This window comes from Actinoplanes sp. NBRC 101535 (genome assembly GCF_030269225.1).
Taxonomy (GTDB): Bacteria; Actinomycetota; Actinomycetes; order Mycobacteriales; family Micromonosporaceae; genus Actinoplanes; species Actinoplanes rectilineatus.
The window spans coordinates 283,718-307,351 of the sequence record NZ_BSSY01000006.1; the positions used below are offsets into that span (position 1 = coordinate 283,718).

24 protein-coding genes are annotated in these 23,634 nt (G+C 70.3%); 14 read left to right on the forward strand and 10 right to left on the reverse strand.

The window, feature by feature from the left end:
* Positions 1-195: 195 nt before the first annotated feature.
* Genes QSK32_RS19120 through QSK32_RS19135 form a run of 4 tightly spaced genes read left to right on the forward strand, consistent with a single transcriptional unit; the run spans position 196 to position 3,588 of the window.
* Positions 196-1,899: a nitrite/sulfite reductase gene (locus QSK32_RS19120; protein WP_285472665.1), complete on the forward strand. Its 1,704-nt coding sequence runs from the start codon at positions 196-198 to the stop codon at positions 1,897-1,899.
* Positions 1,896-2,087 carry a hypothetical protein gene (locus QSK32_RS19125; protein ID WP_045746602.1) on the forward strand — a complete coding sequence of 64 codons (192 nt, stop codon included), beginning with the start codon at positions 1,896-1,898 and terminating at the stop codon, positions 2,085-2,087. Before QSK32_RS19120 ends, QSK32_RS19125 begins: the two co-directional genes overlap by 4 nt.
* Positions 2,084-2,839, forward strand: coding sequence for a phosphoadenylyl-sulfate reductase (locus QSK32_RS19130; protein ID WP_045746601.1), 756 nt, complete (start codon positions 2,084-2,086; stop codon positions 2,837-2,839). The genes QSK32_RS19125 and QSK32_RS19130 overlap by 4 nt, the downstream gene beginning before the upstream one ends.
* Positions 2,821-3,588 (forward strand): sirohydrochlorin chelatase, encoded by a 768-nt coding sequence (locus QSK32_RS19135; protein WP_285472666.1) that lies wholly within the window; start codon positions 2,821-2,823, stop codon positions 3,586-3,588. The genes QSK32_RS19130 and QSK32_RS19135 overlap by 19 nt, the downstream gene beginning before the upstream one ends.
* Positions 3,589-4,085: 497 nt before the next feature.
* Here the strand turns inward: QSK32_RS19135 and QSK32_RS19140 are convergent, their stop codons facing one another.
* Entirely contained in the window at positions 4,086-4,340 is a 255-nt protein-coding gene (locus QSK32_RS19140; protein WP_014694499.1) for a WhiB family transcriptional regulator, read from the reverse strand.
* A gap of 411 nt (positions 4,341-4,751) precedes the next feature.
* Positions 4,752-5,702 (reverse strand): diacylglycerol/lipid kinase family protein, encoded by a 951-nt coding sequence (locus QSK32_RS19145; RefSeq protein ID WP_045746599.1) that lies wholly within the window; start codon positions 5,700-5,702, stop codon positions 4,752-4,754.
* A gap of 52 nt (positions 5,703-5,754) precedes the next feature.
* Between QSK32_RS19145 and QSK32_RS19150 the strand changes: the two genes are divergently transcribed.
* Both QSK32_RS19150 and QSK32_RS19155 read left to right on the forward strand, forming a co-directional pair.
* Entirely contained in the window at positions 5,755-6,150 is a 396-nt protein-coding gene (locus tag QSK32_RS19150; protein ID WP_285472667.1) for a hypothetical protein, read from the forward strand.
* A gap of 38 nt (positions 6,151-6,188) precedes the next feature.
* On the forward strand, positions 6,189-6,881 hold the full coding sequence (locus tag QSK32_RS19155; RefSeq protein ID WP_045746598.1) for a FadR/GntR family transcriptional regulator: 693 nt from the start codon (positions 6,189-6,191) through the stop codon (positions 6,879-6,881).
* 10 nt (positions 6,882-6,891) lie between these two features.
* Here QSK32_RS19155 and QSK32_RS19160 read toward each other — a convergent pair whose 3' ends face one another.
* Together QSK32_RS19160 and sodN are read right to left on the reverse strand one after the other, a co-directional pair.
* The gene (locus QSK32_RS19160) at positions 6,892-7,281 is read right to left on the reverse strand and encodes an ATP-binding protein (protein ID WP_045746635.1); all 390 of its coding nucleotides are present in this window, start codon (positions 7,279-7,281) and stop codon (positions 6,892-6,894) included.
* Positions 7,282-7,385: 104 nt separating this feature from the next.
* On the reverse strand, positions 7,386-7,790 hold the full coding sequence (gene sodN, locus QSK32_RS19165) for a superoxide dismutase, Ni (protein ID WP_285472668.1): 405 nt from the start codon (positions 7,788-7,790) through the stop codon (positions 7,386-7,388).
* 84 nt (positions 7,791-7,874) lie between these two features.
* Here sodN and QSK32_RS19170 point away from each other — a divergent pair, with 84 nt between their 5' ends.
* The 5 genes from QSK32_RS19170 (at position 7,875) to QSK32_RS19190 (ending at position 13,955) form a co-directional block, all read left to right on the forward strand.
* Positions 7,875-8,180, forward strand: a complete 306-nt coding sequence (locus tag QSK32_RS19170) for a S24/S26 family peptidase (RefSeq protein ID WP_045745792.1) — start codon at positions 7,875-7,877, stop codon at positions 8,178-8,180.
* 119 nt (positions 8,181-8,299) lie between these two features.
* Positions 8,300-9,556, forward strand: coding sequence for an NAD(P)-dependent malic enzyme (locus tag QSK32_RS19175; protein ID WP_045745793.1), 1,257 nt, complete (start codon positions 8,300-8,302; stop codon positions 9,554-9,556).
* A gap of 71 nt (positions 9,557-9,627) precedes the next feature.
* The gene (locus QSK32_RS19180) at positions 9,628-10,578 is read left to right on the forward strand and encodes a zinc-binding dehydrogenase (RefSeq protein WP_045745794.1); all 951 of its coding nucleotides are present in this window, start codon (positions 9,628-9,630) and stop codon (positions 10,576-10,578) included.
* A 204-nt stretch (positions 10,579-10,782) separates the two neighbouring features.
* Positions 10,783-12,852, forward strand: a complete 2,070-nt coding sequence (pta, locus tag QSK32_RS19185) for a phosphate acetyltransferase (RefSeq protein WP_045745795.1) — start codon at positions 10,783-10,785, stop codon at positions 12,850-12,852.
* Entirely contained in the window at positions 12,849-13,955 is a 1,107-nt protein-coding gene (locus tag QSK32_RS19190; RefSeq protein WP_045745796.1) for an acetate/propionate family kinase, read from the forward strand. Before pta ends, QSK32_RS19190 begins: the two co-directional genes overlap by 4 nt.
* 112 nt (positions 13,956-14,067) lie before the next feature.
* Here the strand turns inward: QSK32_RS19190 and QSK32_RS19195 are convergent, their stop codons facing one another.
* Positions 14,068-14,226: a hypothetical protein gene (locus QSK32_RS19195; RefSeq protein WP_169792510.1), complete on the reverse strand. Its 159-nt coding sequence runs from the start codon at positions 14,224-14,226 to the stop codon at positions 14,068-14,070.
* A 127-nt stretch (positions 14,227-14,353) separates the two neighbouring features.
* On the opposite strand from QSK32_RS19195, the gene QSK32_RS19200 reads away from it, so the two are divergent.
* Positions 14,354-15,226 carry an alpha/beta hydrolase family protein gene (locus tag QSK32_RS19200; protein WP_285472669.1) on the forward strand — a complete coding sequence of 291 codons (873 nt, stop codon included), beginning with the start codon at positions 14,354-14,356 and terminating at the stop codon, positions 15,224-15,226.
* 179 nt (positions 15,227-15,405) lie between these two features.
* Here QSK32_RS19200 and QSK32_RS19205 read toward each other — a convergent pair whose 3' ends face one another.
* From QSK32_RS19205 to QSK32_RS19225, 5 genes are all read right to left on the reverse strand, one after another.
* A complete protein-coding gene (locus QSK32_RS19205; protein ID WP_169792511.1) occupies positions 15,406-15,582 on the reverse strand; it encodes a DUF6104 family protein in 177 nt (58 codons plus the stop codon).
* Positions 15,583-15,642: 60 nt separating this feature from the next.
* A complete protein-coding gene (locus QSK32_RS19210; protein WP_045745797.1) occupies positions 15,643-19,359 on the reverse strand; it encodes a multifunctional oxoglutarate decarboxylase/oxoglutarate dehydrogenase thiamine pyrophosphate-binding subunit/dihydrolipoyllysine-residue succinyltransferase subunit in 3,717 nt (1,238 codons plus the stop codon).
* Positions 19,360-19,533: 174 nt separating this feature from the next.
* Positions 19,534-20,334, reverse strand: a complete 801-nt coding sequence (locus QSK32_RS19215; RefSeq protein WP_045745798.1) for an ABC transporter permease — start codon at positions 20,332-20,334, stop codon at positions 19,534-19,536.
* Complete coding sequence (locus QSK32_RS19220; protein ID WP_285472670.1) at positions 20,331-21,248, reverse strand: ABC transporter ATP-binding protein; 918 nt, start codon at positions 21,246-21,248, stop codon at positions 20,331-20,333. Before QSK32_RS19220 ends, QSK32_RS19215 begins: the two co-directional genes overlap by 4 nt.
* A 71-nt stretch (positions 21,249-21,319) precedes the next feature.
* Positions 21,320-21,982, reverse strand: coding sequence for a hotdog family protein (locus QSK32_RS19225; RefSeq protein ID WP_045745800.1), 663 nt, complete (start codon positions 21,980-21,982; stop codon positions 21,320-21,322).
* Between the two features lie 106 nt (positions 21,983-22,088).
* Between QSK32_RS19225 and QSK32_RS19230 the strand changes: the two genes are divergently transcribed.
* Both QSK32_RS19230 and QSK32_RS19235 read left to right on the forward strand, forming a co-directional pair.
* The gene (locus QSK32_RS19230; protein ID WP_285472671.1) at positions 22,089-22,850 is read left to right on the forward strand and encodes a GNAT family N-acetyltransferase; all 762 of its coding nucleotides are present in this window, start codon (positions 22,089-22,091) and stop codon (positions 22,848-22,850) included.
* 5 nt (positions 22,851-22,855) lie between these two features.
* The gene (locus QSK32_RS19235; protein WP_245674181.1) at positions 22,856-23,617 is read left to right on the forward strand and encodes a lysophospholipid acyltransferase family protein; all 762 of its coding nucleotides are present in this window, start codon (positions 22,856-22,858) and stop codon (positions 23,615-23,617) included.
* The last annotated feature ends 17 nt before the right edge of the window (positions 23,618-23,634 follow it).

Below are 23,634 nucleotides of genomic sequence, written 5' to 3' on the forward strand. Positions count from 1 at the left end.
GGACCGCCGCTTCGTGGCTCGCCGCCACGTTGATTACGGCCGTGTCCGCAGCGCCATGTGTCCGGCTTCCTGACACCACCCGATGCTCTATTTCTCGGGTGCGTGACCGCCGGGCCCACTCCTGACACAGATGTCACGAGCCTCCCAGGGCCGTGAGCGGCTTCGCACGCCCACGAAACCCGGAGGACCGCCGCCATGGCGCTCAGTGACACCCCAGCCGCAGCCGCCGCACGACCTGCCGCCCGCCCCCGCAAGGTGCGCGGTGAGGGCCAGTGGGCTCTCGGCCACCGTGAGCCGCTCAACCCCAACGAGCGCAGCAAGAAGGACGACAACCCGCTCAACGTCCGGGCGCGGATCGAGAACATCTACGCGCACGGCGGTTTCGCCTCGATCGACCCGGCCGACCTTCGTGGGCGTTTTCGCTGGTGGGGGCTCTACACCCAGCGTAAGGCGGGGATCGACGGCGGGCGGACGGCGGTGTTGGAGCCGCACGAGCTCGAGGACGAGTTCTTCATGCTGCGGGTCCGGGTCGACGGCGGGGCGCTGAGCACCGCGCAGCTCCGGGTCATCGCGGAGATCTCCACCGAGTTCGGGCGGGACAGCGCGGACATCACCGACCGGCAGAACATTCAGCTGCACTGGATCCGGGTCGAGGACGTGCCGGAGATCTGGCGGCGGCTCGAAGCGGTCGGTCTGCAGACCACCGAGGCGTGCGGGGACTGTCCCCGGGTCGTGCTCGGCAGCCCGGTCGCCGGGATCTCCGCGGACGAGGTCCTCGACGGCACCCCGGCGATCGACGAGATCGTCAAGCGGTACGTGGGTGACCCGGCGTACTCGAACCTGCCCCGCAAGTTCAAGTCGCAGATCTCCTGGCTGGCCGACGGGCCGTACACCTCCAACGACATCTCGTTCGTCGGGGTGAACCACCCGGAGCACGGCCCCGGCTTCGACCTGTGGGTCGGCGGCGGGTTGTCCACCAACCCGCGTCTGGCCGAGCGTCTCGGCGCCTGGGTGCCGCTGGCGGAGATCCCGGACGTCTGGGAGGGCGTCATCGGGATCTTCCGGGACTACGGGTACCGCCGGCTGCGCCACCGCGCCCGCCTGAAGTTCCTGGTCGCCGACTGGGGTGTCGCGAAGTTCCGCGAGGTCCTCGAGAAGGAATACCTGGGCCGGACCCTGCTCGACGGCCCCGCGCCGGAACTGCCGGAGAAGCCGATCGATCACATCGGCGTGCACAAGCAGAACGACGGACGGAACTACATCGGGGCCGCGCCGGTCGTGGGCCGGTCCTCGGGCACCCAGCTGAGCCGTCTGGCGGACCTCGCCGAGGCGCACGGGTCGGAGCGGGTGCGGCTCACCGCGTACCAGAAACTGCTTGTCCTCGATGTCGCCGACGAGAACGTGGAATCGCTGGTCACCGCCCTGCGCGGGATCGGCCTGGAGGCCCGTCCGTCGGCGTGGCGCCGCGGCACGATGGCCTGCACCGGCATCGAGTACTGCAAGCTCGCCATCGTCGAGACGAAGGCCCGTGGCGAGGAGCTGGTGGCCCGGCTCGAGGAGCGCCTGGCGGACTTCGACGCGGACATCTCGGTGCACATCAACGGCTGCCCGAACGCCTGTGCCCGGACCCAGGTCGCCGACATCGGCCTCAAGGGTCAGCTCGTCATGAACGCACACGGCGAGCAGGTGGAGGGTTTCCAGATCCACCTCGGTGGCGCGCTCGGCATGGCCAAGGGGGAGACCGCCGGTTTCGGGCGCAAGGTCCGGGGCCTCAAAGCCACGGCGGAGGAGCTTCCGGAGTACGTGGAGCGCATCGCCCGCCACTACCTCGACGACCGGACGTCCGGTGAGACGTTCGCGAACTGGGTCGTCCGGGCGGACGAGGGGCTCCTGAAATGAGCGACGCCCGATCCACCCCGATGTACTGCCCCTACTGCGGAGACGAGGACCTCTTCCCCAACGAGGCCTCGCACGGGGCTTGGGAGTGCCACTCCTGCGCCCGCGTTTTCACGGTGAAGTTCAACGGGTTGCTGGCTGCGCGGATCGGGACGGCCCGAGAGAGCGCGGAAGAGGGAGTGAATCGATGAGTCTCCTCAACGCCTCGAGTCTCGGACTGATAAACCTGGGTGCACCGGTTGAGGACGGCCGGCGTACCCCCGAAGAGCTGAAGGATCTCGCGGCCGAGGCCGCCGGGAAGCTGGAGGGCCGCCCGGCCGAGGAGATCGCGGCCTGGGCGGCGGAGACCTTCGGCGAGCGGTTCTGCGTCACCAGTTCGATGGCCGACGCCGTCGTCGCGCACCTCTTCTCCCGGGCCGCTCCCGGCGTGGACGTGGTCTTCCTCGACACCGGCCTGCACTTCCCGGAGACCCTGAAGGTCCGGGACACCGTGATCCGCACGATGAACGTCAACGTCCGGTCGATCCGGCCCCGGCAGACCGTCGGGCAGCAGGACGGCGAGTACGGCCCGCGGCTCTTCAACCGCAGCCCGGACGAGTGCTGCTTCATGCGCAAGGTCGAGCCGCTGGAGCGGGCGCTCAGCGACTACGACGCGTGGGCCACGGGTCTGCGCCGTGACGAGTCGCCGACCCGGGCCAACACGCCGGTCGTCGCCTTCGACCCGAAGAAGGGCAAGGTGAAGGTCAACCCGATCGCCGCCTGGACCCAGGCCGAGGTCGACCGTTACATCAGCCGCTGGAACGTGCCGGTCAACGAGCTGTTCAAGAAGGGCTACGGGTCGATCGGCTGCTGGCCGTGCACCCGCCGCACCAAGGCCGGCGAGGACCCGCGCGCCGGTCGCTGGGCGATGTTCGAGAAGACCGAATGCGGTCTGCACGTCTGATCCCGGCTCGCCGGCCCGCGGTGGTCCTGGTGGCGCACGGCAGCCGGGACCCGCGGGCGGCCGTGGCCACCGAGGCGCTCGCCCGGGCGGTGCACCGGGCCCGCCCGGACTGGACGGTCCGGGCGTCCTACCTTGATCACGCCGGTCCGCGACCGCTGGATGTGCTGGCGTCGCTGCCGGCCGGGAGCCGGGCGGCTCTGGTGCCGCTGCTGCTGACGTCGGCCTACCACGGACGGGTGGATCTGCCCGCGGTGGTCGAGGCGGCCCGGCCGCTTCCGGTCCGGGTGGGCCTCACCGAGGTACTCGGCCCGGCGCCCGGCGCCGGGCCGGTGTCGCCGCTGCTGCTGTCCGCGTTGTGGCGGCGGCTCGCCGTGACGGAACCGGAGTTGGACGCCGTGGTGCTGGCGTCGGCCGGCACCCGGGACGCCGCGGCCCGGCGGACGGTCGCCGACGCCGCCGCCGCGTTCGGCCGGTGGCTCGGGATCCCGGCGGCTGTCGCGTACGCCTCGGGGGAGGGCCCGAACGCCGGTGAGGCGGTGACGGCCCTGCGGGCGGCCGGCGCCCGGCGGCCCGCGATGGCGGCCTACTTCCTCGCGCCGGGCCTGTTGTACGACACCGCGGCGCGTACCGCCCGGGAGGCCGGGGCGGTGGCGGTGGCCGAACCGCTCGGCGCGGTGCCCGAACTGGTCCGGTTGGTCGCGGCCCGGGCGGACTCGGTGCTCGGCCATGTGGCGGCTTCGGCGGCCTGAGGGCCCGCTGGATTGTTACAACGTCCTGGGACGTGTGGAGGCGGTCGGCCTTCGCGCGTCCCAGCGCGTTTCTGCGGCTTTGCGGCGGTCGGCCTGATCTCCAAGGCCGAAGATCATGCTTTCGGGTCCGCTGCGGGCATCTGAACCCCCTCGGCCGCCCGCTTTGCGGAGCGCCGTGCCCGGCTGCCGGCCTCTACCCCTTTTGTGTACTCACTCAGTGCGACGATCACTCTGCGCTATGCGACGAAGAGGGATGGTCGGGCCTCGCCGGCGATCTCCACGCTCAAGCCGAGCGGTGATCGTCCAATGCGGAGTGTGCCGAGATGTTGACGCAAAGCGCTGCGATCGGAATTTCGAGATCATTTCGTGGATGCGGGGAAACGTACGGTGATCGCATTTGCGCACAGTGGAATGAGAACCGAGGGTGAGTGACCCGAAACAGCAAGACGCCCCGGTGCCGTGAGGCCCGGGGCGTAAATGCTGTGTGGGGGATTGATTCAGGCGGTGGGGGCGCTGACTCGAAGGCCGCCGCGACGCTTGACCGCGCGCCGCTCGTCCTCGCTCATCCCGCCCCATACGCCGGCGTCCTGTCCGGACTCGAGTGCCCACGAGAGGCATTCCTCGGTCACCGGGCACCGCCGGCACACGGCCTTGGCCTGCTCGACCTGCAGGAGCGCCGGGCCGGACGTCCCGATCGGGAAGAACAGCTCAGGGTCCTCGTCGCGGCAGATCGCATCGTGACGCCAGTCCATGGCGGCAAACTCCTTGTTTCGGATGGGGTAATGAAAACAGTGCTGTTTACCTATATGCATACGCTGTCGTGATCCACGGGTTGTGCCCGCAAGGTCACCACTGCGTGTGCAAGCTTTTGTGTTTGGTGGCTGTTCCGCGTCTCCTGATATGGAACGCGTACTAGCAGCAACCGGTTACTTCTTTTCGCTTGTGAATGCTTTCACGAACTTGCGCGATGTCAAGGGTAGCGCCGGAAGTTTCTCCCGGTGGGTGAGCTGGCTCACGTACCCATATGTCCGGTTCAGCCGTTCCTGCCGGAGCCGGTTGGCGAACGCTCCCATCAATGTAGTACGGTCCCGCCCACTTCGCCGACCTTTTGAGCGTGTTTCTGTAACGGATCGTGAGCACGACTCCAAAGACGTACCCCGAAGTCAGCAGATCACACGCAGCGCTGAGGGAACGGACACGAAGTGCATCTTCTGCCGCTCTCCCAGATAGTCGCCGTCGAGCTGGAAGGGCTGTGGGCGGGCCGCCACCACCGTGAACTCGGTGATGTCATGTAGCCGTAACAAATGTTTACCTCGTGGATCACCGGACCGCCACGCGAGTTGTGTCACCGTCCTGGTCGTGCTGGTGACGGTGAGGCGGCGCTGGGCGAAGACGTCGAGCCCGAGATCGAACGAGGCGCTGGTGTTGAGGTGGAGCGGCTTGTCGCCGACGTAGGTCCACGGCGCGGTGTTCTGCACGATCACCATGCCGAGCCCGGAGATCGACGGTTCACCCGGGCGTTCCAGCGTCAGCGGCGGATCCCGGCGCTCGGCACGGGTGAGGAACTGCCCGGCCAGCGAACGCATGTACAGCGCCGGGGTGGAGGTGCGGCCGGTCAGCCGGGACTGTTCCACCCCGCGGATCACCGCCGCGTCCAGGCCCAGGCCGGCGGTGAAGGTGAAGTACCGGTCGTCGGCCCGGCCCAGACCGATGACACGGTGCCGCCCGTCGCGCAACCCGTCGAGGATCACACTCGTGCCGTCCACCCAGTCGCTCGGCATGCCCAGGGCCCGGGCGAAGACGTTCGTCGAGCCACCCGGCACCACCGCCAGCGCGGGCAGCCGGAAAGCCGGCGGACCGACCTCGCCGGTCAGCGGAGGCGGGGCGGTGAGCAGTCCGTTCACCGCCTCGTTGACGGTGCCGTCACCGCCCAGGGTGACGAGCACGTCGACACCACTCTCCGCGGCCTCGCGGGCCAGCTGGGTTGCGTGCCCCCGGCGCTCGGTGTAGCGGACAGTCAGGTCGACGGCACTGCGCAGCGCGCGGACCAGCACGTCCCGGCTGCGCTCACTGGTCGTCGTGGCCCGCGGGTTGACAACCAGCAACGCTCGCATGGGCGGCACTGTACCTGCCGGAACGGCGCTCGGGGGCCGGTATGGTGCATCGGTGACCGGTGAGAAAGACGTGACGGACCGTGTGAACACCCTGGACTGGGGAGTCCGCCTCCTCTACCTGCAGTCCTTCGGGCTCGGCGCGCTCACCGCGTACCTCCTGGTCCTCGATCTGACGACCGACGACCTGCACCTTGCGGTGGCCGCCTCGCTCACCGTGATGGCCGCGCTGGCCGCGGTCGCGGTCTTCCTCGTCGCCCGCGCACTCGGCCGACGCTCGGTGCGGGCCCGCGGACCGGCCGTGGTGGTGCAGCTGTTCCTGCTGGCCACCGGCGGTTTCCTGATCCAGATCGAGATGCTCGCGGTCGGCCTGGCGGCGCTGGTGCTGGGCGCCCTGGCAGCGGTGCTGATCCTGGTCCCGCCGAGCAGTCGAGCGTTGGGAGTCGATTAGCGGGTCTCACCGAGCCGATCAGGGCCTAACCTGGACGGGTGACCGGCTCAACGGTGCGCCCGCCCGCATATCAGCAGCTCGCCGACGAGTTGCGGGCAGACATCACGTCCGGACGACTGCAGCCCGGTGAACGGCTGCCGCCGGAACCCGAGCTGTGCGTCAAGATCGGCGTCAGCCGGAGCACGGTGCGGGAGGCGTTGCGGCTCCTGGCCAGTCAGCATCTGATCGTCACCACCCGGGGTGTGACCGGGGGCAGTTTCGTCGCGCACCCCGACGCCGAACACCTGGCCGATGCGCTCTCCACCGGGTTCGCCCTGCTCAGCCACTCGGCGGTGACAGGCTTCGCCGACCTGCTGGAGTTGCGCCGGGCACTCGAGGTGCCGGCCGCCGGGCTCGCCGCGCTCCGGCGCACCGAGGATCACCTGATCGAGTTGCGCGGGGCGCTCTTCGACCCGGCGATCGACGAGTTCGACACCATGATGGCGGCCCACGCGGCATTCCACCGCGCCGTCGCCAAAGCCACCGGCAATCCGCTGTTCGAGCTGGTCGGACGCCCGTTGTACGAGGCGTCGTACGGCGAGGAGCTGACCGGCGGTCTGCCCGGTGATTACTGGAACCGGATCGACGCCGACCACCGGATGCTGCTGGACTGCCTGACCAACGGCGAGGCCGAGGGCGCGAGCCGGGCAGCGGGCCGCCACCTCGATTACATCGCCGAGACGGTGCGCTAGAAGGCTGTGCCTAGAACTCGGTGCGCTGGGTCAACAGGCGGATCGTCGCGTGCCGGCCACTGCTCTCGGCCTCGGCCGAGGTGGTCAGTGCGGTCAGCACCTTCCACGCGAAGGACGACTCGGACGGCAGCCGGGCACCACGCACCGTGGAGACGGTGACCTCGACGGTCAGCGCGTCCTCGGTGACGGTGAACCGGCACTCCAGCTCGGCGTCGCGGGTGGCGATCGCCAGCAGCATGGCGCACGCCTCGTCGACGGCGATGCGCAGATCCTCGATCTCGTCGAGGGCGAAATGCAGGCGGGCGGCAAGACCCGCGGTAGCCGTCCGGAGGACACCGAGGTAACCCCCGTCGGCGGGAACAGTCAGCAGGACGACGTCGTCTCCGACGTCCGGCTCCATCTCCGTCAGCTGAGTCACCCGAGTCACTCCTCCCGTTGGGGGAGACTTTAGCCGGTCGCGGCCAGTACGTCGCCGCGGACGTACCGGCCGTGACGGCGACGGCCTCAGGCCTGCTTGGTCTCCCAGAAGATCTTGGAGATCTCCTCGATCTTGCCGAGCAGCTGCTCGGCGACGGCGGGGTCGACCGAGCCCTTGGCGCCGGTCGCGCCGGCGAGCTTGGTGGCCTCGTTGAAGAGCTGGTGCAGGTTCGGGTACTTCTCGAAGTGCGGGGCCTTGAAGTAGTCGGTCCACAGCACCCACAGGTGGTGCTTGACCAGCTCGGAGCGCTGCTCCTTGATCAGGATCGCCCGGGTGCGGAACTCGGGGTCGGTGTTCGCCTGGTACTTCTCGGCGATGGCCTTGATCGACTCGGCCTCGATCCGAGCCTGCGCCGGGTCGTAGACGCCACACGGCAGGTCGCAGTGGGCGCTGACCACGGTGCGCGGGGTGAGGAAACGCGGAAGTCGCATCAGGACTCCTCCATGAGATTTGCGATGATCCGGGTTGACAGTACCCCTTACATCCATGGGGTAACGCGACGGAGGCTTGATGCCTTGAGATGGCAATTACCGCTGTTCGCTGTGTCGGTGGAGGGTCCGTCGATGGTCCCGGCGCTCCGGCACGGCGACGCTCTCGTGGTGCTGCGCACCCCACGGGTAAGGACCGGCGACATCGTGGTGGCGCGTTTCTCCGGACTGCCCCGCCTGGTGGTCAAACGCGCGGTCCGGGAACAGGACGGCGGCTGGTGGGTCGAGGGCGACAACACGTTCGCCTCGGACGACTCCCGTGTCTACGGGCCCGCCGACGTCGTTGGGCGGGTGTTGTTCCGCTACTACCCGCGTCCCTGGAAGCTAAGTTAGGCTCCAGTATCCCCAGCGCACACTCGTGCTGCGGTCGCTATCCCGGGTGATCCCCGCTCGCACCGCCCACTGGCGCATACTCGCGACCAGGTAGTGGCGGGTGCCACGTATCAACGACGATGCCGTGTGGAGTCACCGTGTCTTACTTCAGTTTCGAGCTCGACCCCGCCCTCGCCGCCGATCCGGTCTTCGACCTGCATCGGCACGGCAAGATGACGATGAGCTCGACCGTCCCGCTCGCCAGCCGGGACGACCTCTCCCTCGCCTACACCCCCGGCGTCGCCCGGGTCTGCGAGGCGATCGCCGAGGACGAGACCCTCTACCCCGATTACACCTGGACGGCCAACACCGTCGCCGTGATCACCGACGGCTCGGCCGTCCTCGGCCTGGGCAACATCGGCCCCAAGGCGGCGATGCCGGTGATGGAGGGCAAATCCGTCCTGTTCAAGCAGTTCGGCGGGGTCGACTCGATCCCGATCTGCCTGGACACCCAGGACGTCGAAGGCATCATCGCCGCGGTCAAGGCCGTGGCGCCGTCCTTCGGGGGCATCAACCTCGAGGACATCAGCGCCCCGCGCTGCTTCGAGATCGAGCGCCGGCTCGACGCCGAGCTGGACATCCCGGTCTTCCACGACGACCAGCACGGCACCGCGGTGGTCACCCTCGCCGCGCTGCGCAACGCGGCCGCCCTCCAGGGCCGCCGGTTCGCCGACCTGCGAGTGGTGGTCAGCGGCGCCGGTGCCGCCGGTGTCGCGATCACGCAGACCCTCATCGCGGCCGGCATCCAGGGCGCCAACATGATCGTCTGTGACTCGCGGGGCATCATCCACGCCGAGCGCACCGACCTCACCCCGGTCAAGGCCGAGCTGGCCGCGACGACCAACATCTCCGGTCGCACCGGCGGGACCGCCGAGGCGCTGATCGGCGCGGACGTGCTCATCGGCGTCTCCGGCGGCAGCATCGCCGAGGACGCGCTGGCCGGGATGGCCCCCGAGGCGATCATCTTCGCGCTGGCCAACCCCACCCCGGAGGTCCTGCCGGTGATCGCCCACAAGTACGCGGCGATCGTGGCCACCGGCCGCAGCGACTTCCCCAACCAGATCAACAACGTGCTCGCGTTCCCGGGCATCTTCCGCGGCGCCCTCGACGTGCGGGCCCGCACCGTCACCGACCGGATGAAGGTGGCGGCCGCCGACGCGATCGCCGCCATCGTCGCCGACGACCTGCGTCCCGACGCGATCGTGCCGTCGCCGCTGGACCCGCGGGTCGGCCCGGCGGTCGCCGCGGCCGTCGCCGAGGCCGCGGTGCAGGACGGCGTGGCCCGCCGGACCACCGTCCCGGTCCCGGCGCAGGCCCAGGAGCCCCTGCCCGCTTGATCCGATCTGCCCCCGCTGCCCGGCCTTTCATCAGGGCCGGACAGCGGGGATCACGGCGTTAGGGTCGGAGGATGCGAGCCGCCTACGCCTCCGCCCTGCACCCGGACGAGCCCCTGCGCGGGCTGACCGTCGCCGATCTGCCCGAACCGCATGTGCCGGACGGCTGGGTGCCGGTCGACGTGCGGGCCTCCTCGCTCAACCACCACGACCTCTGGTCGCTCCGCGGCGTCGGCCTGCCCGCCGACCGGCTCCCGATGATCCTCGGCTGCGACGCCGCCGGCGTGGACCCGGACGGCGCCGAGGTCGTCGTCTTCCCGGTGGTCGAGGACAAGGCCGACCCGCGGGGCTACTCGCTCTTCTCCGAACGGCACCCGGGCACCATCGCGGAACGCCTGGCCGCGCCCCGGGAGAACCTGATCCCCAAACCGCCCGAGTTGTCCTTCGTGGAAGCGGCCTGCCTGCCGACGGCCTGGCTGACCGCGTACCACATGCTGGTCACCCGGGGCCGGATCGCGGACGCCTCGGCGGTGCTGGTCCAGGGCGCGGGCGGTGGCGTCTCCACGGCCGCGGTCGTGCTGGCCGCGGCCCTCGGCAAGCGGGTCTACGCCACCAGCCGGGACGCCGGGAAACGCGAGCGGATCGCGGCCCTCGGCGCCACCGCTGTCGAACCCGGTGCGCGCCTGGCGGAACGCGTCGACGTCGTCATCGAATCGGTCGGCGCACCCACCTTCGACCACTCGATGAAGTGCTCGGCGCCCGGTGCCCGCATCGTGGTCTGCGGCGCCACCGCCGGGCACCGGGCCGAGATCGACCTGCGCCGCGTCTTCGCCATGCAACTGGAGATCCTGGGCAGCAGCATGGGCACGGCCGCCGAACTCGCCGGCCTGCTCGAACTCTGCGCCACCCGCGGCGTCCGCCCGGTGATCGACACGACCGTCCCGTTCAGCGAGGTCGGGTCGGCGTTCGCCCGCCTCGCCTCGGGTGACGTCTTCGGCAAGGTCGCGGTGGACCATCAGGCGTGATTCTCACGCTTTCTCGGGCCGGAAGCCGGGGGTTCCGGGCCGCCGGCCGGAACGTGATTCACCCCTGGGCGAGGACAATGGTCCCCATTGATCGACAGACGTTTGTGTGCGGGCGGCCGTGCGAGGAGATCCCGTGATGCGGGTCATCGGCCGAACGGGACTTTCGACCCGGTCTCCACCCATCCCGGCCGGTAGTTTGAAGCCGTGGCACGCAGCGTTTACGTGGCGGGGTTGGCCCCGTCCGTCGGCAAGGGGACCGTGGCGCTCGGCATCGTCGAGCTGCTGTCCCGTCAGGTCGCCCGGGTCGCCGTCTTCCGGCCCCTGGTCTCCGGAGCGGGGCAGGATCCGATGCTCACGCTGTTGCGTGAGCGCTATCCCGGAACGATCGATTACGACGACTCCTACGGCGTCACGCACGCCGAGGCGTCCGCGCTGGTCGCCGACGGCCGTCGCGAGGAGCTGATCGGCCGGATCGTGGAGCGTTACCGCGAGGTCGAGCGGAAGAGCAGCGCCGTCGTGGTGATCGGCAGCGACTTCACCGACAAGCCCGAGGAGGGCCGCGGCGAGCTGCCCCGTGAGCTGGCGTTCAACGCCCGGCTGGCGACCGAGTTCGGCAGCGTGGTGATCCCGGTGGTCAACGGCGAGGGACGCACCGCGGAGGCGCTGGCCGCCACCGCGCGCAGCGCCTACCACTCGCTGACCGATCTCGGCGCGACCGTGGTCGCGGTGATCGCCAACCGGGTGACGGACGGCGAGAGCGCCGCGCCCGAGGGTCTGACCGTGCCGTTCTGGGCGATCCCGGACGTGCCGATGATCGCCGCGCCGACCGTCGGCGAGGTGGCCCAGGCTCTGGACGCCACCGTGATCAACGGGACGCCGGCCGCGCTCGAACGCGACGTCCTCGACTACGTGGTCGGCGCCGCGCAGGTCCCGACCGTGCTGGACCACCTGACCGACGGCGCCCTGCTGATCACCGCCGGCGACCGCGCCGACCTGCTGGTGGCGGCCAGCGCCGCGCACGCCGCCGGCAGCGTCACCCTGGCCGGCCTGGTGCTGACCCTCGGGGAGCCGGCCGACGAACGCGCGGTCCGGGTCATCGAACGCCTCAACACCGGCCTGGCCATGCTGGTCACCAAGGCCGACAGCTACCACACGATCGCCGGCGCCGCCAAGATCGAGGCGCAGCTCAGCACGCCCCGCAAGGTGGAGGCGGCCCTCGGTGTCTTCGAGGAGTCGGTGGACACCGCCGAGTTGATCCGCCTGCTGGACGTGTCCCGCTCCAGCCGGGTCACCCCGCTGATGTTCGAGAACGACCTGATCGACCGGGCCCGCGCCGACCGCCGGCACCTGGTCCTGCCGGAGGGCACCGAGGAGCGCATCCTGCGGGCCACCGAGACGCTGCTGCGCCGCGGCGTGACCGACCTGACCCTGCTCGGCGACCCGGACGAGATCCACCGGAGGGCCCGTGAGCTGGGCGTGGAGATCGGCGACGCCCGGCTGGTCGACCCGGCCACCAGCCCGCTGCGGGAGGACTTCGCCGCCCGCTATGCCGAGATCCGCAAGCACCGGGGTGTCAGCCTCGACCTGGCGTACGACGTGGTCCGCGACGTCAACTACTTCGGCACCCTGATGGTCGCCGCCGGACTGGCCGACGGCATGGTCTCCGGCGCCACCCACACCACGGCCGCCACCATCCGTCCCGCCTTCGAGATCATCAAGACGGTTCCGGACGTCTCGGTCGCGTCGAGCGTGTTCTTCATGCTGCTCGCCGACCGGGTCCTGGTCTACGGCGACTGCGCGGTCAACCCCGACCCGGACGCCGCGCAGCTGGCCGACATCGCGCTCTCCTCAGCACAGACCGCGGCCGCGTTCGGCATCGAACCGCGGGTGGCGATGCTGTCCTACTCGACCGGCAGCTCCGGCTCCGGCGCCGACGTCGACAAGGTCGCCGCGGCCACCGCCCTGGTCCGGGAACGCCGCCCCGACCTGCCGGTGGAAGGCCCGATCCAGTACGACGCGGCGATCGACCCGGCCGTCGCCGCCGCCAAACTGCCCGGCAGCGCGGTCGCCGGCAAGGCCACCGTCTTCGTCTTCCCCGACTTGAACACGGGCAACAACACGTACAAGGCCGTGCAGCGGTCGGCCAACGCCGTCGCGGTCGGCCCGGTCATGCAGGGCCTGCGGCGGCCGGTCAACGACCTGTCCCGCGGCGCCACGGTCAAGGACATCATCAACACGGTCGCGATCACGGCCATTCAGGCAGGAGCACGATGAGCCGGGTACTCGTTCTGAACTGCGGCTCGTCCTCGGTGCGCTACCGGCTGTTCGACGGGTCGCAGGTCCTGGCGAAAGGCCTGATCCAGCGGATCGGCGAGGACGGCGGTGACGCGGCCGACCACGAGGAGGCACTGCGGGACCTGATGGCGAAGGTCGACCTCAGCGATCTGACCGCGGTCGGCCACCGGGTGGTCCACGGCGGCGAGCGTTTCAACACCTCGACGGTGATCACCGATGAGGTGGCGGCCGCGATCGAGGAGTTGATCCCGCTTGCGCCGCTGCACAACCCGGCCGCGCTCACCGGCATCACGGTGGCCCGCAAACTGCTTCCCGACGTGCCGCAGGTGGCGGTCTTCGACACCGCGTTCCACTCGACGATCCCCGACGAGGGCGTGCTCTGGGCGCTGGACCTGCCGACCGCGAAGCAGTGGGGGATCCGGCGGTACGGATTCCACGGGACGTCGCACGCGTACGTGTCCCGGCAGACCGCAGCGGTGATCGGCAAGGACGTCGCCGACACCAACGTGATCACCCTGCACCTGGGCAACGGGGCGAGCGCGACAGCCGTCCAGGGCGGCCGCAGCGTGGCCACCTCGATGGGCATGACCCCGCTGAGCGGCCTGGTCATGGGCACCAGGTCCGGCGACGTCGACCCGAGCGTGATCTTCCACCTGCACCGCGTCGCGGGGTTGCCGCTCGACGAGATCGAGAACCTGCTGACCCGCCGGTCCGGCATGCTCGGGCTCTCCGGCCACAACGACATGCGTACGGTCGAGGAGCGGTACGAGGCTGGGGACGAACAGGCCGAGCTGGCCTTCGCCGTCTACGTCCGGCGGCTGCGGGAGTACATCGGGTCGTACCTGACCGTGCTCGGCCGGGTGGACGCGATCACCTTCACCGGCGGGGTGGGCGAGAACTCGCGGCACGTGCGGGCGGCGGCGCTCGCCGGGCTGGAGGCGCTCGGGATCGTGGTCGACCCGGAACGCAACCAGCGCAACGAGACGGTCATCTCCCCGGAGGGCTCGCCGATCACTGTCTGCGTGGTGCCGACCGAGGAGGAGTTGGAGATCGCTGAGGAGTCCCGGCGGGCGGTGCTCTGACCGGCCTCTTCTCAGCACCTGCTCAGAACTGTCGTCCGTGACTCCGGCAGCCCGTCGCGGGCTGGTCTGCCCGGCAGCGACCTATGACGGACGGAACCTTCGGTCGACGTGCTCAGAGGACCAGGAAGGCGATCACGGCGATCACCACGACGGCGGCGACCACACCGCCGATGATGAGGGGCGCCTTGGACGGGGCCTTCGCCTCCGGGGTGTCCCGGGTGAAGGCCCGGAACGCTTCGGTGTTGCCAGCGGGGTCGACGTTGTCAGACATGCGCCTGACCCTAGCCAAGGGTTTCAAGGTTTGGCCACCGCGCGGCACCTGTTCGGCGGACCCGCTGTGACGTCGGCTACCCGCCGCTACCAGGAACCTCTGATCAATAGGCGGCAGAATGGTCCGGGTGCATCGTCGTTCTGTTCTCACCCTCGCCATCGCCGCCGTCGCCGGCCTGAGTGCCTGCACCACGGAGTCGGAGAACACCGACGCCACCTCCGCGACGGCCGGCACCTCGTCGCCCGCGCCGGCCACCGGCGCGCCCCAGCAGACCTATCAGGTCACGACCCAGGAGTTGCAGCTCAGCCGCGGCACCGACCGGCCGCTGCCCACCAAGATCTGGCAGCCGGTCGGCGACGGCCAGTTCCCGATGATCTATTTCAGCCACGGGCTGACCTCCCAGCCTGACGACTACGCCGACCTGCTGAACGCCTGGGCCCAGGCCGGATTCGTGATCGCCGCCCCGAAATATCCGCACACCTGGAACCAGGCGACCGTCTACAACGCCGACGACGTGGTCAACCAGCCCGCCGACGGGCAGTTCGTGATCACCGAGGTGCTGAAGGCGTTGCCGACCGCGATCAACACCGAGAAGATCGCCGCGGCGGGGCACTCGGCGGGCGCGATCACCACGGTCGGTCTCTTCACCAGCAGCCGCGACGAGCGCCTCAAGGCCGGCGTGCTGATCGCCGGCCGGCAGATGCCGTCGCCGGCGCCGTTCTCCGGCACTCCCGCGCCACTGCTGTTCGTCCAGGGCAAGCTCGACGAGACGGTCACCTACGAGGAGGCCTACGGGGCGTACAACCAGGTCACCTGGCCGAAGGCCTTCCTGGAGATCCCGAAGGGAACCCACCTGCCGCACCGCGACCAGCCCGCGGTGGTGGCATCGACGACCACCGACTTCTGGCGCTGGACGCTCTACGGCGACGAGGCCGCCAAGGCGAAGATGCCGGCGGACGCGTCGGCGGGCGGGGTCGCGGGACTCACCGAGGCTTTCTGACCACTTTCGGTCCGGCTCGGGTCCGTCGCTGGTTCCTGCCGGCGGCGGACACCGGGCCGTTTCGTTTGCTGGGGTACGACACCCGAACGGGCGAACCGGCTACCCGCATCTCCGCGGCCGACCCTGGTCAGCGCGGCCCGCCGCGGCCGGTCGTCCAGCGCAACGCCCGCGGGGAGTGGTTACTCCTCGTCCTCGTCGTCGCGGGCCAGCCAGGTGGCGAAACGCTCGATCGGAGTCTCGAACTCCGGGTTGGCGTCGACGAAGGTGCGGAGCTGGTCGGCCAGCCACTCGAGGGTCACGGTCTCCTCGCCGCGCCGCTCGATCAGCTCTTCGATGCCACGATCGGTGAAGTACATGCCCGGATACTAAGAGGGGGCGCCCCGCCGCAGCGGAGCACCCCCTCTAGGAACGGATCGTCACTGGCGCGGCAGCGACGCCTCGATCAGGGCCTGCTGCTCGGCATCGTGCATCTTGACCGAGCCGACCGCGGGAGCGGCCGCCGCCGGGCGGGAGATGCGGCGCAGCCGCACGCCCTCCAGGTGCTCGAGCAGGTTGAGCGCCACGAACGACCAGGCGCCCTGGTTGGCCGGCTCCTCCTGCACCCAGGCGAAGTCCTCGGCGTTCGGGTACTGCGCGAGGACCGCCTTGAGCTCCTCCACCGGCAGCGGGTAGATCTGCTCCATCCGGATGATCGCGGTGTCGGTGACACCACGGTCGGCCCGGGCCTGGAACAGGTCGTAGTAGACCTTGCCGGAGCAGAGCAGGACCCGCTTGACGGCGCCGGCGTCCAGCGGCTGGCCGTTGATCCCGGCGTCGCCGAGGATCGGCTGGAAGGTGCCCGTGGTGAAGTCCTCGACGGGGGAGACCGCGAGCTTGTGGCGCAGCAGGGACTTCGGCGAGAAGACGATCAGCGGCTTGCGCTTCGGGCTCAGGCCCTGGCGGCGCAGCAGGTGGAAGTAGTTCGCCGGGGTGGTCGGGTTCGCCACCCGCATGTTGTCCTGGGCGCAGAGCTGCAGGAAACGCTCGGGACGGCCGGACGAGTGGTCCGGTCCCTGGCCCTCCATGCCGTGCGGCAGGAGCAGCACCAGCGACGACTGCTGACCCCACTTGACCTCGCCGGACGAGATGAACTCGTCGACGATGGACTGGGCGCCGTTGACGAAGTCGCCGAACTGGGCCTCCCAGAGGACCAGCGCGTCCGGGTTCTCCACCGAGTAGCCGTACTCGAAGCCCATCGCCGCGTACTCGCTGAGCAGCGAGTCGTGCACGAAGAACCGGGCCTTGCCGGTGGCCAGCGTGGAGATCGGCAGGAAGTCCTTGCCGGTCTTGGCGTCCACGATCGCGGCGTGCCGGGAGACGAACGTGCCACGGCGGGAGTCCTGGCCGGCGAGCCGGACCGTGACGCCCTCGTTGAGCAGGGTGCCGAAGGCGATCAGCTCGCCGAAGCCCCAGTCGATGCCGCCGTCGGAGGACATCTTGGCGCGCTTGTCGAGCAGCTGCTGGACGCGCTTGTGCGGGGTGAAGCCCTCGGGCAGCTCGACGTGCGCCTGGCCGACCGCGCGGACGGCGGCCGCGTCGACGGCGGTCTGCGCGCCGGGCTCCGGCTCCTCGGAGATGATCCGCGGCCGGGGCGGGGAGCCCGCCGAGTCGCGGGTGGCCTTGAAGACGTCCTCGAGGCGGCCCTGGTAGTCGCGCAGCTGCTCCTCGGCCTCCTTCACGGTGATGTCCCCACGGCCGATCAGCTCCTCGGTGTAGAGCTTGCGGACGCTGCGCTTGGTGTCGATGATCTGGTACATCCGCGGGTTGGTCATCGAGGGGTCGTCGCCCTCGTTGTGACCGCGGCGGCGGTAGCAGATCATGTCGATGACGACGTCCTTGTTGAACGTCTGGCGGTACTCGAAGGCCAGCTTGGCGACCCGGACCACGGCCTCGGGGTCGTCACCGTTGACGTGGAAGATCGGCGCCTCGACCATCCGGGCGACGTCGGTCGAGTACATCGTCGACCGGCTGTACTCCGGGGCGGTGGTGAAGCCGACCTGGTTGTTGACGATGATGTGGACCGTGCCGCCGGTGCGGTAACCGCGCAGCTGCGACAGGTTGAGCGTCTCGGCGACCACACCCTGGCCGGCGAACGCGGCGTCACCATGCACCAGGACCGGGAGCACGGTGTATCCGTGCAGGCCCAGGTCGAGGCGGTCCTGCTTGGCGCGGACGATGCCCTCGAGCACCGGGTCCACCGCCTCCAGGTGCGACGGGTTGGCGACGACGCTGACCGTGGTGGCGTGCTCGCCGTCCGGCGTGGTGTATTTGCCGGTCTGGCCGAGGTGGTACTTCACGTCGCCGGAGCCGTGGGCGGACTTGGGGTCCATCCAGCCCTCGAACTCGTTGAAGATCTTCTCGTACGGCTTGCCGACGATGTTGGTGAGCACGTTCAGCCGGCCGCGGTGCGCCATGCCGATCACCATCTCGTCCAGCCCCGCCTCGGCGGACGACTGGAGCACCACGTCGAGCAGCGGGATCAGCGACTCGCCGCCCTCGAGCGAGAACCGCTTCTGCCCGACGTACTTCGTCTGCAGGAAGGTCTCGAACGCCTCGGCCGCGTTGAGCCGGTGCAGGATGTGCTTCTGCTCGTCGGCGTCCGGCTTGGTGTACTTGACCTCGACCCGCTCCTGGAGCCAGTGGCGCTCCTCGGGGTCCTGGATGTGCATGTACTCGATGCCGACCCGGCGGCAGTAGCTGTCGCGCAGCACGCCGAGCACGTCGCGCAGCTTCATCTTCTGCTTGCCGGCGAAGCCGCCGACCGGGAAGCTGCGGTCCAGGTCCCACAGGGTCAGCCCGTGCTGGAGGACGTCCAGGTCGGGGTGCTTGCGGATGGTGAACTCGAGCGGGTCGGTGTCGGCCATCAGGTGGCCGCGGACGCGGTACGCGTGGATCAGCTCGACGACCCGGGCCGCCTTGTCGATCTGGCCCTCGGAGGTCCGGACCACGTCGCGCACCCAGCGGACCGGCTCGTACGGGATGCGCAGCGACGTGAAGATCTCGTCGTAGAAGCCGTGCTCGCCGAGCAGCAGCTCGTGCATCACCTTGAGGAACTCGCCGGACTGCGCGCCCTGGATGACCCGGTGGTCGTACGTGCTGGTCAGCGTGGTGACCTTGCTGACGCCGTGCTCGGTCAGCGTCTCGTCGCTCATGCCGGACCAGGGAGCGGGGTACTCCATCGCGCCGACGCCGATGATCGCGCTCTGCCCGTTCATCAGGCGGGGGATGGAGTGGACGGTGCCGATGCCGCCGGGGTTGGTCAGCGAGATGGTGGTGCCGGAGTAGTCGTCCATGGTCAGCTCGTTGCGGCGGGCGCGCCGGACGACGTCCTCGTACGCCTGCCAGAACTGACGGAAGTCCATCGTCTCGGTGTTCTTGATGGACGGCACGACCAGCGTGCGGGAGCCGTCCTTCTTCGCGAGGTCGATGGCGATGCCGAGGTTGATGTGCTCCGGCGCGACGAGTGCGGGCTTGCCGTCGATCTCGGCGAAGGAGTTGTTCATCTCCGGGTGCTTGCGGACCGCCTGGATCAGCGCCCAGCCGATGAGGTGGGTGAAGCTGACCTTGCCGCCGCGACCGCGGGAGAGGTGGTTGTTGACGACGATGCGGTTGTCGACCATCAGCTTGGCCGGGACCGAGCGCACCGACGTGGCGGTGGGCACCTCGAGCGAGGCCGACATGTTCTGCACGATCTTGGCCGCGACGCCGCGCAGGGTGGTGACCTTGGCGCCGTTCTCGGCGGGCTTGGCGGCGGGGGTCGCCTTGGCCGCGGGGGCGGCGGCGGGCTTGGCCGGGGCCGGCTTGGGGGCGGCGGGCGGCGGCGTCACCGGCTTGGGCGGGGCCACGGTGGACGCGGCGGGCGCGTCCGTGCCGGCCTTGGCGGCGCTCGCGGTCGCCGTGGCTGCCTTGGCCTCGTCCGGTGTAGCGATCGAGCCCTTGGCCATCGCCGGCTTGTAGTCGGCGAAGAAATCGTGCCAGGCGGGGTCGACGCTGGTCGGGTCGGCCAGGTATCGCTGGTACATCTCATCGACGATCCACTCGTTGGGACCGAAGTCCGCGAGCGGATTGTCCTGCGAAGTCTGCTGCGTCGACACTGCCGCGTTCGCCTCTTTCACCGTGTTTGTCATCACGTGACTGCTTCGTCACGCGGGACGAGTAGGAATCGGTGTCCAGGCTACGCCGTGCACGAGCGCTCTCCGTCCGGACGTCCGCTCTGTGGCGAACATACGGCTCAGGCCCCGGTCCCGCCGGGGTACGGGGTGGACCGCTCAGGAGATGTCGCGGCTCTTGGTGATCAAGGTCCCGACCAGGCCGGTCACCACCGCGTAGCCGATCAGCACGACGGCGCCGACCCACTGCGGCGGGCTGCCCGGCAGATCCGTGCCGGAGATCATCAGCTGGGACGCGGTCACCGGCACCAGCACCTGAAGGTTGCCGATCCACTCGGCGACGTTCTGGGTCAGCAGGAAGAAGACCAGCGTGATCGCCTGGGTGCCGATCACGTACAGCAGCGACAGGGTCAGAGCGGCGGCCATCTGGCTGCGGAGCAGTACCCCGCACCCGACGCCGAGCACCGCCCAGAGCAGGAAGGCGAGCAGGTTCAGGGCGATCGCCCGCCACACCGCCGTCTCGTCCAGCTGCGAGCCCAGCTCCATCGCGTCGAGCAGCAGCGGGACCAGGATCAGGTTCAGCGCGGTGAGCACCACCCAGACCACCGCGCCGGCGATCGCGGCCGCCGCGTACTTGGCCAGGATCACCTGCCCGCGACGAGGGCTGGTGAGGAAGGTGCTGGTCGCGGTCAGGTGGAAGAACTCGTTGGTCATCAGGATGGCGCCGATCAGCAGCACCATCAGGATCCCGAAGAACTGGCCGGTGGTGTAGAGATCGGAGGCGACGGCCACCGGGGTCGCGGCGTCATCGACGATGTCGCCGCCGGCCGGCGAGCTCCCGCGGTACTGGAACCAGTTGAACGCCAGGGAGAGGGCCCAGAGCGGCAGCAGGACGATCCCGAAGATCCACCAGAGCGAGGTGGTCCGGATCTTCAACAGTTCGGCGCGTACCAGGTTCATCGGATGTCCGCCTTCCCCGCGGTCAGTTCCAGGAAGACCTTCTCCAGGTCGGCGCGCTCACCGGTCAGCTCGTGCAGCTCGACCCCGGCCCGGAAGGCCGCGTTGCCGACCTGCGCCGGCTCCACCCCGGTCACCGTCAGCGAGCCGTCGCTCTCCGGCTGGACGCCGGCGTTCAGCGCGGCCAGGGCGGCGGTCAACTCGGCCGGCTGCGGCGTGCGCACCCGGACCCGTGCCGTGCCCGCGCCGCCGAGCACGGACTCCACCGGGCCCTGCTGGATCAGCCGGCCGGCCGCGACGATCACCACGTCGTCGGCGAGCAGTTGCATCTCGCCCAGCAGGTGGCTGGAGACCAGCACCGTGCGGCCCTCGGCGGCCAGTCCCTTGAGCAGGTCGCGCATCCAGCGGATGCCCTCCGGGTCGAGGCCGTTGGCCGGCTCGTCGAGGATCAGCACCCGCGGGTCGCCGAGCATCGCGGTGGCGATGCCGAGACGCTGGCGCATGCCGAGCGAGTAACCCTTGAACTTGCGCGTGGCGGCGGGCTCCAGACCGACCAGTTTCAGCACCTCGTCGACGCGGCTCTGCGGCAGGCCGGCCGCGGCGCAGACCACCCGCAGGTGATTGCGGCCGGTGCGCCCGCGGTGCGCGCTGGACGCCTCCAGGACGGCGCCGACCTGGCGGACCGGGTCGGTGAGGTCGACGTAGCGGCGGCCGCCGAAGGTGGCCGTGCCGGCCGTCGGGGCGACCAGTCCGAGCAGCATGCGCAGCGTGGTGGTCTTGCCGGCGCCGTTCGGGCCGAGGAAGCCGGTCACCCGGCCGGACCGCACCGAGAAGGAGAGGTCGTCGACCGCCTTGAGCTGTCTGTACTGCTTGGTGAGGCGCTCAACGACGATTTCCGCCGAGTCCGCTCCGCTCATCGTCTCGGCCCCTCGAACTCGGCTGAAGACACTGAAAGTACTTTCAGCGTCTACTGGAAGCGATCAACCTACTAGACCACCGCCAACCATGTGGCCCGGGCGACCGCGAGCCGCCGGCCGGACTCGTCGTACAGGGCGGTGCCGACCGTGGCCTTACGGCCGTCGACCTTCGACAACGCGCCGACGACCAGGCAGGACGAGCCGGGAGCGGGCAGCGCGTCGATCTCGGCGGCGATCCGGCCGAGCACGAACGTCCGGCCGTCGGACATCGCCGCCCAGCCGCCGGGGCAGTCCAGGGCGGCCCACATCGTCTCGGCGGACACCTGGTTCGGGACCGTCCACGGCGCCGCGGCCCGCCCGTCCGGCAGCGGGCCCGGGAAGATCCGCAGACCGTCCCCCTCGGCCCGCTCCGGACCGCACACGTAGCAGCCGGGGAACGGGTGCCGGGTGAATCCGGGGAACCGTTGCGAGGCGGCGTCCGCCTCCGCGCGCGTCACCGGGGGCACCCCGTCGCCAGCCGTCGCCGTCGGCGCCACCTCGGCGACCAGCCGGTCGCCGGCGTAGACCGCGCTGTCGCGCAGCTCGAGCACGGTGTCCAGCGGCGGTGGTACCCGCAGCGTCACCTGATAGGGCGGGCCACCGGGGCCGGCGCCCGCCGCGACCGCGAAGGCGCCCGCGCACCAGCCGCCGTTGCCGCTGCCGGGAGGTCCGTTGAAGCGAGCCGGAATCCGCATCCACCGACCTTCCCACAGGGCCCTCGCACACGCCGTTCATTCAGCTGTCACACATCGCCACCTGCCACGACATCCCATCGGCAGGTGTCGCCCTTACAAAAATCCCATGGCTGTTCTGATGACCGCCGCCGCACCCACCGGGACCAGCGGCTACTCCCTCCTCCTCGCCGACGACTCCGCTCTCGTCGAGGACGCGCAGCGACTGCGCCACGACGTCTTCGCCGGCGAACTCGGTGCCGACCTGACCGGCGCCCCGGCCGGCCTGGACGCCGACGAGTTCGACCAGTACTGCGACCACCTGATCGTCCGGGACGACGCCACCGGCGCGGTCGTCGGCACGTACCGGATGCTCCCGCCCCGCGCCGCCGAACTGGCCGGCCGCCGGTACGCCGACACCGAGTTCGACCTGAGCGCGCTGCGCCCGCTGCGCGACCACCTGGTCGAGATCGGCCGGTCGTGCGTGCACCCGGACCACCGCTCCGGCGCCGTGGTCAACCTGATGTGGGCCGGCATCGCCCGGTACATGCACCTCAACAACCTGCGCTGGCTCGGCGGGTGCGCGTCGGTGCCGCTCGCCGACGGCGGTCACCTGGCCGCCGGCGTCCGGGCCCGGGTGCGGGCCAAGCACCTGTCGCCGCCGGCGCTGCGGGTCCGCCCGCGCCGTCCGTGGGAGGCGCCGGCCGGCGTCGTCGCCGACCCGAAGGTGACCGTGCCGCCACTGCTGCGCGGATACCTGCGACTGGGCAGCTGGGTCTGCGGCGACCCTGCCTACGACCCGGCGTTCGACTGCGCCGACTTCTACGTGCTGTTCTCGATGGACCGGCTGGACCCGCGGTACCGCCGGCACTTCCTGGGCGCGACGCGGTGACGGCGGTGCTCTGGCAGCCCGCCTCGGGGTGCGACGACCGCTGCCGGCCCGGCGGTCTCCCCGCCGCGGCCCGGGTGACCGTCCTGGTGCGGGTGACGGCGCTTCTCGGCGTACTCCTCGGCGGTGTCCTTCCGGCGGCGCTCCTGCGTGGCGCCGCCCTGCGTGGCCTGTGCCGCGCCCTGCTCGCGGTCCTCGGGGTCCGGATGCTCTGGCGCGGTCCCCGGCCGCGACCGGGCAGCCTGCTGGTCGCCAACCACGTCTCCTGGCTGGACATCGTGGCCCTGACCGCGATCCTGCCGGTACGCCTGGTGGCCAAGCACGACGTGCGGTCGTGGCCGGTGATCGGCGCGTTCGCCGGCCGGATCGGCTCGATGTTCGTGGACCGGACCCGTCCGCGGACGCTGCCCGGCACGGTGGCCGAGGCGGCCGGTGTCCTGCGGGACCGTCGTTCGGTGGTGGTCTTCCCGGAGGGCACCACCTTCTGCGGCGCCGAGCACGGGCGGTTCCGGCCGGCCTTCTTCCAGTCGGCGATCGACGCGGGCGCTCCGGTGGTGCCGGTCTCCATCCGGTACGACTCGGCCGAGGCCTGCTTCATCGGTGAGGACACTCTGTGGAGTTCGGTGCTGCGCATCGCCCGGATCCGGCAGTTGACGATCACGCTGGTCGCGGCCCCGGCGCTGCGCCCGGAACCGGGGGCGGACCGGCGGGTGCTGGCCCGGGCGGCGCAGGCCAGTCTGGGGGAGAGCGGGTATCGCCTGGCAGCGTGACCTCACAGACAATTTTC